General features: G+C 72.7%; 5 protein-coding genes. All 5 read left to right on the top strand.

Features of this window, described 5'->3' with window-relative positions; all coding sequences use genetic code 11:
• Positions 1 to 190 precede the first annotated feature (190 nt).
• On the top strand, positions 191 to 709 hold the full coding sequence (locus ACLEQD_RS26555) for an acyl carrier protein (protein ID WP_410387755.1): 519 nt from the start codon (positions 191 to 193) through the stop codon (positions 707 to 709).
• 120 nt (positions 710 to 829) lie between these two features.
• Positions 830 to 4,696 (top strand): type I polyketide synthase, encoded by a 3,867-nt coding sequence (locus ACLEQD_RS26550; RefSeq protein WP_410387754.1) that lies wholly within the window; start codon positions 830 to 832, stop codon positions 4,694 to 4,696.
• Complete coding sequence (locus ACLEQD_RS26545) at positions 4,657 to 9,021, top strand: amino acid adenylation domain-containing protein (RefSeq protein ID WP_410387753.1); 4,365 nt, start codon at positions 4,657 to 4,659, stop codon at positions 9,019 to 9,021. The genes ACLEQD_RS26550 and ACLEQD_RS26545 overlap by 40 nt, the downstream gene beginning before the upstream one ends.
• Positions 8,987 to 9,904 carry a hypothetical protein gene (locus ACLEQD_RS26540; protein ID WP_410387752.1) on the top strand — a complete coding sequence of 306 codons (918 nt, stop codon included), beginning with the start codon at positions 8,987 to 8,989 and terminating at the stop codon, positions 9,902 to 9,904. Before ACLEQD_RS26545 ends, ACLEQD_RS26540 begins: the two co-directional genes overlap by 35 nt.
• A gap of 169 nt (positions 9,905 to 10,073) precedes the next feature.
• A partial coding sequence (locus ACLEQD_RS26535) for a hypothetical protein (protein ID WP_410387751.1) occupies positions 10,074 to 11,141 on the top strand: 1,068 nt, incomplete at its 3' end.

Here is an 11,141-nt window from a genome sequence, read left to right as displayed (position 1 = left end):
CATCGAGGAAGCGCTGCACGCGGGCCACCTGATCTTCGTGGAGCTGGGCGCGGAGCCGGTGCTCGCCGCGCCGGTGGCGGAGGCGCCGCGCGCCTGGAGCTGACGGACGCGCTGGCGGTGTCCAGCTCCGGGGAGCCAGGACGCGCTGGGCGCCCTGCTGACGTCCGCGGCGGCGCTCCACGCGGCGGGGTTGGGCCTGCGGCTGGAGCGGCTGCTGGCGTCCCACACCCACTTCCTCCGCCTGCCGACCTATCCCTTCGAGCGCGAGTCCTTCTGGTTCAAGGAGCGGCCCGTCACGGTGCTCGCGTCGGTGCGCTCCACCAGCATGGAGCTGCCCCGCACGGAGGTGCGTGACACGCCCCCCGAGCCCGCCCGGCGCCCCGCGGAGGTCCGAGCTCCGGCTTCGGCGCAGTTGACCGCCTGGGGGGCACTGCCGGAGCGCGAGCGGGCCACGAAGCTGCGGAGCCTGGTGCACGCGGAGGTGGCGCGCATCCTGAAGTTCGACGCCGCGCGGCTCGACCCCAAGGGCGGCTTCTTCCAGATGGGCATGGACTCCGTGATGGCCGGGCAGCTGCGCAACCGGCTGGAGCAGCAGCTGGGGCGCAAGTTCGCCGTCACCGTCATCTTCGAGAACCCCACCGTGGAGCGGCTGTCCCGGCAGCTGGGCACGTTCGTCACGCCCCCCCGGCCCTGCCACCCCGCCGCGTGAGCCGCAGCCGCTGGCGTCCCAGGGACGGCCCCCGGCGGCGGGAGGCGGAACGGACAGCATCGCCGACCTCCTGGCCCGGGAACTCGAAGAGACCTCCTCCATCTCCAGCAAGGACCTGTCATGAGCACCCCGCCGGTTTCCACCGAAGCGTCCAACCGCGACGAACTGCTCCAGCGCGCCCTGGAGCGCATCCGTGAGTTCCGCGGGAAGCTCGACGCCGTCGAGTCCCAGCGCTCCGAGCCCATCGCCGTGGTGGGCATGTCCTGCCGCCTGCCGGGCGGCAACGACGACCCCGCCTCGCTGTGGCGCTTCCTGCGCTCCGGGGGCGACGGCATCCGCGCGTTCCCCGCCGAGCGCGGCGCCGCGGCGACCCCGGAGGGAGAGCCCTTCAAGGGCGGGTTCCTGGAGCACGTCGACCGGTTCGACGCGGGCGTGTTCGGCATCTCCCCGCGCGAGGCCGCGACGTTGGATCCCCAGCAGCGCCTGTTCCTGGAGGTGAGCTGGGAGGCCCTGGAGAACGCCGCGCAGCCCTTCGACAAGCTCGAGGGGAGCATGGCCGGCGTGTTCGTGGGCATCACCAACTACGACTACTGCCAGAAGCTGATGCAGGAGACGCCCATTGATCAGCTGGACGCCTACTGCCTCACCAGCAACGCGTCCACGTTCGCGGCCGGGCGCCTGTCGTACTGGCTGGGCCTGCGCGGTCCCAGCCTGTCCGTGGACACGGCGTGTTCCTCTTCCGCCGTCGCTCTGCACCAGGCCTGTCAAAGCCTGCGCGCGGGGGAGTGTTCGCTAGCACTGGCGGGCGGCGTGAACGTGCTGCTGTCGCCGGAGTGGTTCGTGGTGCTGTCGCGCGCGGGCATGCTGTCGCCGGACGGCTACTGCAAGACGTTCGACCGGAACGCCAACGGCTACACCCGCGGCGAGGGCTGCGTCGTCTTCGTGCTCAAGCGCCTGTCGGACGCGGTGGCGGCGAAGGACCACATCCACGCGCTCATCCGGGGCTCGTGCGTCAACCAGGACGGCCGCAGCGGCGGCCTGACAGTGCCCAACCCCGCCGCCCAGCAGGACGTCATCCGCGGCGCGCTCAAGGCCGCGCGCGTGGGGGCGGACCGCGTCAGCTACGTGGAGACGCACGGCACGGGGACGCCGCTCGGCGACCCGATAGAGGTCCGCGCGCTGGGCGCGGCGCTGGGCGAGGGGCGGGCGGAAGGGGACCGCATCCACATCGGGTCCATCAAGGCCAACATCGGGCACCTGGAGCCGGCGGCGGGGGCCGCGGGCCTCATGAAGGTCATCCTCGCGCTCCAGAACGAGGAGCTGCCGCCCCAGGTGCAGTTCCGGGAGCTGAACCCCGAAATCGACCTGGAGACGCTGCCGGTGGCCATCTCCACCCGGCCGGAGGCCTGGCCGCGCGCGGAGCGTCCGCGCATCGCGGGACTGAGCTCCTTCGGCGCGAGCGGCACCAACGCCCACCTGGTGGTGGAGGAGGCCCCGGCCGTGGTCCGCCCGGCGCGGACCTTCGAGCCCGGCACGCAGCTCTTCACCCTGTCCGCGCGCAGTCCGGCGGTGCTGGCGCGGCTGGCGGGACGGCACGCGTCGCACCTGGCTTCGCATCGCGACCTGCTGCTGGAGGACGTGTGCTTCAGCGTGAACACGGGCCGGGCCCGGTTCGCGGAGCGCGTGGCGCTGCCCGCGGACGACCTGGAGTCGCTCCAGCACGCGCTGTCCGCCATCGCGGCGGGTGAGCTGCCCGCGGGGGCGTCCCTGGGACGCGCGCAGGTGGGGCAGGCGCCGAAGGTGGCCTTCCTCTTCACCGGCCAGGGCAGCCAGTTCCCGGGCATGGCGGTGGAGCTGCACGCCTCGCAGCCGGTGTTCCGGCAGGCGCTGGACCGCTGCGCGGAGGCGCTGAAGGCCCACTGGGACGTGCCGCTGCTCACGCTGCTGCGCGGCGAGGGCTTCACGGCGGGCCTGCTGGATCAGACCCGCTACACCCAGGCCGCGCTCTTCTCCGTGGAGTACGCGCTCGCCATGCTCTGGAAGAGCTGGGGCGTCGTCCCTGCCGCGGTGCTGGGCCACAGCGTGGGTGAGTACGTCGCGGCCTGCGTCGCGGGCGTCTTCGAGCCCGAGGCGGCCGTGGCGCTGCTCGCCGTGCGCGGCGCGCTCATGCAGGCGCTCCCGGCGGCGGGCGCGATGGCGTCCGTCTTCGCCAGCGAGGCCCAGGTGCGCTCCGCGCTGGAGGGCAAGGCCGACCGCGTGTCCGTGGCCGCGGTGAACGCGCCGGACAACATCGTCATCTCCGGCCAGGCGGACGCCGTGGAGCAGGTGCTCCAGGCGCTGACGGCGCAGGGCCACAAGCACAAGCGCATCAACGTCTCGCAGGCGTTCCACTCGCCGCTGCTGGACCCGATGCTGGACGCGCTGGAGCAGGCCGCGTCCGGGCTCACGTTCCAGGAGCCGTCCATCCCGCTCATCTCCAACCTGACCGGCCGGCCCGTGGACGCCGGCACGCTGGGGCCGCGCTACCTCCGCGACCACGCGCGCGAGGCCGTGCGCTTCCAGGCCAGCATGGAGTGGCTGTTCGACAACGGCTTCGACACGTTCGTGGAGGTCGGCCCCGCGCCGCACCTCATCGGCATGGTGAAGCGCTACGCCCCGGCGGGGGACCGCGCCTTCCTGCCCTCCATGCGCAAGGGGCTGGCCCCTCAGCGCTCCATGCTGGAGAGCGCGGGCGCCCTGTACACGCGCGGCGCCGACCTGGACTGGGACAGCCTGCACGCGGGCGTGGAGCCGCGCCGGGTGCCGCTGCCGACGTACACCTTCGACCGGAAGCGCTACTGGTACGCCGCCCCCGCGCCCGGTGCCGCGGCCCGGTCCCCGGCCTCCGTGCAGGAGGTGGAGGCGGGCTCCACGACGCTGCTGGGCCACCGGCTGCCGTCGCCGCTGCCGGCGGCCCAGTTCCGCGTGCGGTACGACGCGGCCCAGCACCCGTGTCTGGCGGACTGCCGGATGGGCGGGATGCGGGTGGTGAACGTGGGCGTCTTCCTGGAGGCCGCGCTCCAGTCCTGGCACGCGCTGACGCCGGGAGCAGGCGCCTGCCGCGTGGAGGGCCTGTCGGTCCGGCGCGGGCTCCTCATGGACGACGAGGAGACGCGCGTCGCGCACCTGGTGGTGGAGCCCGCGGACGGGAAGGGCGAGCGGAGCTTCGCGCTCCACAGCCTGCCGCCGGGCGCTTCGGAGGACTCCAGCGCGTGGTCGGTGCACGTGGAGGGGCGGCTCGCGGAGGCCCGCGAGGAGAAGGGCCTGGAGTCCGCGGACGCCATCCTCGCGCGCTGCGGGCAGACGCTGGACGGCGCGGAGTTCTACGCGCGCATGGAGAAGCGCCAGCTGGTGCTCGGGCACTCGGCGCGCTGGATTGAAGAGGTCCGCTTCCGCGAGGGCGAGGCGCTCGCGACGATGCGGGCGCCCGACGCGAAGGAGGCGGAGGGCTACCGCGTCCACCCGGGCCTGGTGGACGCGCTCTTCCAGGCGGTCTTCGCGTGCCTGCCGGGCGACGTGCCCGAGGACGCCATCTACATGATCGTCGAGGTCGCGCGCTTCGTCGTCGGTCCTGCCACCCCGGCGGCCGCGACCCGGGCGCACGTGCGGCTGCGGCCCTGGAAGGACGGGGACACGACGCTTGTCGCGGACGTGGACGTGGCGGACGCGCAGGGTCGCGTCTTCCTGCGCGCCGAAGGGGCGCTGCTCAAGCGCACGACGGTCCAGGCGCTCCAGAAGGTGACGCGCGCGGAGGCCACGCCGTCGGCGAGCGCCGGCCCGCCCCGCTTCGTCGGGCCTGCGGGACGTGCTCGCGCGGCTGCAGGTGGCGGAGCGCACGCCCCGGCTCGTGGAGCTGGCTGCGCGCCCAGGTCGCCGTCATCCTCCGCGCCTCCGCTTCGGACGTGGACGTGGACGCGCCGCTCGCGCACGCGGGCTTCGACTCGCTGATGGCGCTGGAGCTCAAGAGCGCCGTCGCCAACGAGCTGAACGTGGCGCTGTCGCTCGGCGGACTGCTGGCGGGCGCGAGCCTCAAGGCCCTGTGCACGGAGATCCTCGGGCAGCTCTCGCTGGAGGCCCCTCCCGCGAACGGCGCCGCGGAGCCGGCGCGGACCGCGAGCGCGGAAGCAGCCCCGGTGGAGGTGCTCGTGCATGACGGGGAAGGGCGGCACCAGCCCTTCGGCATGACGGACCTCCAGCAAGCGTACCTGCTGGGCCGCACCCGCTCCTTCGAGCTGGGCGGCGTGTCCACCTACTTCTTCCTGGAGGTGGACCTGCTGGGCGTGGACCTGGAGCGGCTGGGCTCCAGCCTGGACGTCATCATCCAGCGCCACGACATGCTGCGCGCGGTGGTGACGCCGGACGGCCAGCAGCGCGTGCTGTCCACGGTGCCGTCCTTCGTCATCCGCACGGTGGACCTGCGGGGCCAGGACGCTGGCCAGGTCGAGCGCGCGCTCGCGGCCCTGCGCACGGAGATGGCCACCCAGGTCTTCCAGACGGACCGCTTCCCGCTGTTCGACGTCCGGGCCACGCGGCTGGATGGCGAGCGCACGCGGCTGCACCTGGGCTTCGACGCCCTGGTGGTGGACGCGTGGAGCACGTCGCTGCTCTTCAAGGAATGGTCCGCCGTGTACCGCGAGGGCGCCGGGGCGCTGCGGCCCATCGACATCACCTTCCGGGACTACGTCCTGGGCGTGCAGGCGCTGGAGGCTGGCCCCGCGTACGCCGCCGCGGAGAAGTACTGGCTCGAGCGCGTCCCCAAGCTGCCGCCCGCGCCGGAGCTCCCCATGGCCCGCCACCCGGGCACGCTGGAGCTGCCGCGCTTCACGCACCGCTCGTTCCGGCTGCCCAAGGCGCAGTGGGCGCGCTTCAAGGAGCTGGCGCGCGAGGCGGGCGTCACGCCGTCCATGGTGATGTGCGCGGCCTACGCGGAGGTGCTGGCCACCTGGGGCCGCAGCCGCGCCTTCACGCTCAACGTGCTGTTCTTCAACCGCGTGCCGCTGCACCCGCACGTGGACCGGGTGCTCGGCAACTTCAGCGCCACCACGCTGCTGGAGGTGCAGGTGGAGCGCGCGGAGTCGCTCGCCTCGCGGGCGCAGCGGCTGCAGCAGCAGCTGTGGAACGACCTGGACCACGCGTCGTTCAGCGGCGTGCGCGTCCTGCGGGAGCTCAACCGGCGCGACGGCGACATGCGGCGCGCCCGCATGCCCGTCGTCTACGCGAGCACCATCAACTTCCACTCGCGCGAAGGTGACGCCGCTCCGGCCGGCCTGGCGCAGCACCTGCTCACCATGGGCACGGGCGGCGAGGAGATCCACAGCAGCATCCGCACGCCCCAGGTGTTCCTGGATCACCAGGTGGTGGAGGACGGCGGCGGGCTGGTCCTCAACTGGGACGTGGTGGAGGAGCTGTTCCCGGCGGGGATGATCGACGCCATGTTCGAGGCCTACTCGGGCCTGGTGACGCGGCTGGCGGCGGAGCCCTCCGCGTGGACGGAGCGCACGCGGCTGCTGCTGCCCGTGGATCAGCTGGACGCCCGCCGGCAGGCCAACGCGACGGCCGCGCCCGTGGCGCGGGGCCTGATGCACGCGCCGTTCGTGAGGGCCGCGGCGCTCCAGCCGGACCGGCCCGCGGTCATCACCTCGCGCCGCACGCTCACCTACGGGGAGCTGGACGCCGCCTCCAACCGCGTCGCGCACTGGCTGCGCGAGCAGGGGGCGAAGCCCAACGCGCTCGTGGCCCTGGTGATGGAGAAGGGCTGGGAGCAGGTCGTCGCCGCGCTGGGCGTCCTCAAGTCCGGCGCCGCGTACGTGCCCATCGACGCGCACCTGCCTCCGGCGCGCCTGCGCTACCTCCTGGAGAACACGGGGGCGAAGCAGGTGCTCACCCAGTCCTGGCTCACGCTGGACCTGGCGGGCGTGGACCCCGGCGCGGTGCTGGCCATCGACGGGCCGGAGGCGCAGCGGCCCCCGGCGGACGCGCTGCCGGACGTGCAGCGTCCGGAGGACCTGGCCTACGTCATCTACACGTCCGGCTCCACGGGCCACCCCAAGGGCGTGATGATTGAGCACCGGGCGGCGCTCAACACGCTGCTGGACGTCAACACGCGCTACGGCGTCGACGCGGACAGCCGGGGCTTCGCGCTGTCGGCGATGAACTTCGACCTGTCGGTGTGGGACGTCTTCGGCCTGCTGGCCGCGGGCGGCGCGCTGGTCATCCCGGAGCCCGGGGAGCTGCGCGAGCCCGGCCGCTGGCTCCAGCTGGTGCGCGAGCACCGCGTGACGGTGTGGAACAGCGTCCCCGCGCTGATGGAGATGATGACCGACCACCTGGCGGGCCTGGGCGAGACGTGGCCCCAGCTGAAGACGGTGATGATGAGCGGCGACTGGATCCCGGTGTCGCTGCCGGAGCGCATCCGCGCGGTGGCCCCGAACGCCGCCGTCTACAGCATGGGCGGCGCCACCGAGGCGGCCATCTGGTCCATCGTGTACCCCATTGGCGACGTGGACCCGGCCTGGCCCAGCATCCCCTACGGCAAGGCGATGCTGAACCAGCAGATGCTGGTGCTCGACGACGCGCTGATGCCGTGCCCCACCTGGGTGCCGGGGCAGATCTTCATCGGCGGCGTGGGCGTCGCGCGCGGCTACTGGAAGGACGAGGAGAAGACCCGCGGAAGCTTCATCCGCCACCCGCTGACGGGCGAGCGGCTGTACCGCACGGGCGACCTGGGCCGCTTCCTGCCGTCCGGCGACATCGAGTTCCTGGGCCGCGAGGACTTCCAGGTCAAGGTCCAGGGCTTCCGCATCGAGCTGGGCGAGATTGAGAACGCGCTGCTCCAGCACCCGGGCGTGCGCGCCGCCGTCGCGTCCGCGGTGGGTGAGAAGCGGGGCAACAAGCGGCTCGTGGCCTACGTGGTGCTGGACGCGGAGGCGCCCCCGGCGCTGGACGCCCTGCGTGAGGCGCTGCGCACGAAGCTGCCGGAGTACATGGTGCCGCAGACCTTCGTGACGCTGGACTCGCTGCCGCTCAGCGCCAACGGGAAGGTGGACCGCGGCGCGCTGCCGGCCCTGGAGGGCACGCAGCCGCAGAAGCAGACCGGCGTCCGGGTGCCGCCGCGCACCGAGCTGGAGAAGACGCTGGCCGGCCTCTGGGAAGGGCTCCTGCCGGGCCCCGTGGGCGTCCACGACAACTTCTTCGAGGTGGGCGGCAACTCGCTGCTCGCGGTGCGGCTGATGGCGCGGCTGCGCCAGGAGCTGGGCCGGGAGCTGCCGCTGGCGACCCTCTTCGAGATGCCCACCATCGCGCTGCTCGCCGCGTCCCTGGAGGGGCCGGAGACGCCGCGGCGCGAGGGGCGGGGCGCGCTGGTGCCCATCCAGCCCTCGGGCACGCGGCCGCCGCTCTTCCTGGTGCACCCGGTGGGTGGCAGCGTCCTGTGCTACGCGGAGCTGGCGCGCAAGCTGGGCGCGGATCAGCCCGTCTTCGGGCTCCAGGTGCCGCCCCGGCGCGCCGCCCGGTCCATCGAGGCCATGGCCGCGGCGTACCTGGAGGCGCTGCGCGACGTGCAGCCGCGCGGCCCGTACCACCTGGGCGGCTGGTCCATGGGCGGCGTCGTCGCCTACGAGATGGCACGCCAGCTCCAGGCGGCGGGAGACACCGTCTCCACGCTCGCGCTCATCGACGTGCTCGTCCCGCCGGCGGGGCAGGGCGGGGACGCCATGGACGAGGCGGCGCTGATGGCGCGCTTCGCCGAGGACCTGGGCGCGCTGTCGGCCCGCCGCGTCTCCGTGGACGCCGGCGCGCTGCGGGCCCTGCCCGCGGACGCGGTGCTGGAGGCGCGTGGTGGAGGACCTGCGGGCGCAGGAGGCCATCGCTCCGGAGCTCGACCGCGCGACGCTGGGGGCGCACGCGGAGGTGTTCAAGGCGAACATGCGCGCCCTCACTGCGTACCAGGCCCGCCCCTACGCCGGCCGCGTCTGGTTCTGCCGGGGCGCGCAGCCCGGAGGCGCCTCGCGGCAGAACGCGGAGGCGTGGCTGGGGCTCACCTCGGGCGGCCAGCTCGTGGAGCTGGAAGGCAACCACTACACCCTGTTCAGCCACGGGCTCGACGCGCTCGTGGGCTCGCTGTCGTCCGCCCTGCGCGCCTGAGCCGGGGCTGCTGCTTCGTTCATCGTGTTTCGTTCATCGTGTTTCGTTCACAAGGAGTGCACCGTGTTTCATCGTCTGAGTCCGTGGATCCTGGGTGTGGCCCTGCTGGGCCTGGCTGGCTGTTCCGATGAAGGCGAGACCGTGGATGCCTGCGTCGACGGCAAGGCCAAGAGGGTCTCCGAGAAGGAGCTGTCCAAGCTGCTGAAGGACGGCGCGTACCGTGGCATGTGCGACCTGATGGAGAACCGCGTGTCGTTCGGCGACGGTTACGTGCAGTCCATCGTCCAGAAGAACCCGGACGGCTCCGTGAAGGCCATTGGCGTCACCGTGGATCAGGCCGCCATGGACACGCTGCCCATGCTGCCCAACCAGCCCACGAACGACGGGCAGACGTGCTGGGACATGAACAACGACGGGGTGACGGACCCGGAGAAGGAGTGCAACGGCGGCCACGAGCGCGTGCTCTGGTTCCCCAAGATGAAGGACGTCCCCTTCCAGTGGATCATGTTCAACTGGCAGGGCCGGGGCCACGGCCCCATCGGCGCGTTCGACAAGGGGCACTTCGACCTGCACTTCTTCATGCAGGACTTCGTGAAGCGCAACTTCATCCGCACCGGTCCGTGCGGCGTCTACACGGACTGCAACGACTACGCGCGAGCCATCAAGGATCCGCCGGCGCCCTTCTACCCGACGGGCTTCGAGAACCAGAAGGGCGTGTCCGCGCGCATGGGCAACCACCTGGCGGACATCGCCGAGTCGCCCTTCAACGGCGAGCCCTTCACGCAGGCGTTCGTCTACGGCGCCTATGACGGCCACATCACGTACTTCGAGACCGTCGTCGAGGGCGGCTTCGCCAAGAGCAAGCCCGCCGAGGACTGCCGCGTCATCAAGGCGCCCCCGGCGATGGAGGTCTCCGGCCTCTACCCGACGCGCTACTGCCTCCGCTACCGCGAGGACCGGGGCGACTACCTGATGACGCTCGAGGACTTCGAGTACCGCACCGCGCCCAACTGAGCCGTGCCCCCCACGCGAGCGCCGTGCACCGGAGCGGATCCGGTGCGCGGCCGCTCGTTGTTTCCTCTCCGCGCCGGAGCCACACCGTGAAGAAGACATCCGTCCTCCTGTCCTGGAGGCTGCCGCTGCTCGTGTCGCTGTGGGCGGCGCCCGCCGGGCGCACTGGGGCATGCCCGACGAGGCGAGCAGCATCAGCGTGCGCCGCGGGCACGCGTCCGACTGGATCATGGGGGACTCCTCCGGCGCGCTCATCTCCCGCGACGAGGGGTCGACCTGGCGGTGGATCTGCCCGGAGGGCATGGGCATCGCCATCTGGCGTCCGGAGCGCTACTTCTGGCTGTCCGGCGGGGCCATCCTGGCCGCCACGGGGAGCCAGCTGATCCGCTCCGACGACAGCGGCTGCACCTGGACGGCGCACGGCTATTTCAAGGACACGTGGGTCACGAGCCTGGCGGTGCACCCGGTGGACGAGCGCTTCCTGTACGTCAGCACGGGGCGGCCGTCCCAGAGCAACGGGCTGTACCGCTCCGAGGACGGCGGCGAGTCATGGGTCCAGGCGCTGGCGCCGACGCAGGGCTCCCAGTTCTCCGCCATCCGCGTCGCCGCGTCGGAGCCGCTGCGCATCTACGCGTCGGGCCAGGACGCGGAAGGGCAGTTCCTTGCTCGCAGTGACGACGGCGGGCGCGAGTGGACGCGGCTGCCCCAGCCGCTCACCGCGTTGAAGCTGCCGTATGACCTGGTGCTGCTGCGCGTGAGCGACGCCTCACCGGACGTGCTGTGGGCGAAGGTCTCCGCCCAGGGGCACGACTGGCTGCTCAAGAGCACGGACGGCGGCGTCACGCTCACGCCGGTGATGGACACCTACGAGCGCATCGGCAGCGTGGAGGCGTCCCCGGACGGGCGCACGGTGTGGGTCTCCACGACGACGCATCTCTTCCGGGGACAGGACGACGGGCCCTTCACGGAGCTGGCGGAGCCGAACGGGAACGCCTGCGCGCTGAAGCGGGACGGGACGCTCTATGGCTGTGGCCCGGGCTGGACGGGCGGCTGGGCGCTGGCGAGGAGCGCGGACGACGGCACGACCTGGGACCCGATGTTCAAGCTGGGCGACGTGCAGGGCGCGCACCTGTGCCCGCCTCGACGCCCGTGCAGCAGCGGTGCCCGGCCCTGTGGCCGCAGCTGGCGCAGCTCTACGGCGCGGGTCCGGATGGTGGGGTGGGCCCACGCCGGACGCCGG

It is taken from the genome of Corallococcus sp. 4LFB, assembly GCF_046520365.1.
Classification (GTDB): domain Bacteria; phylum Myxococcota; class Myxococcia; order Myxococcales; family Myxococcaceae; genus Corallococcus; species Corallococcus caeni.
This window is presented reverse-complemented; position numbering and strand designations above follow the sequence as displayed.

Bases quoted from the DNA above. Each gene is read 5' to 3' on its own strand.
- ACLEQD_RS26550 (WP_410387754.1), top strand. From the start codon at position 830: ATGAGCACCCCGCCGGTTTCCACCGAAGCGTCCAACCGCGACGAACTG.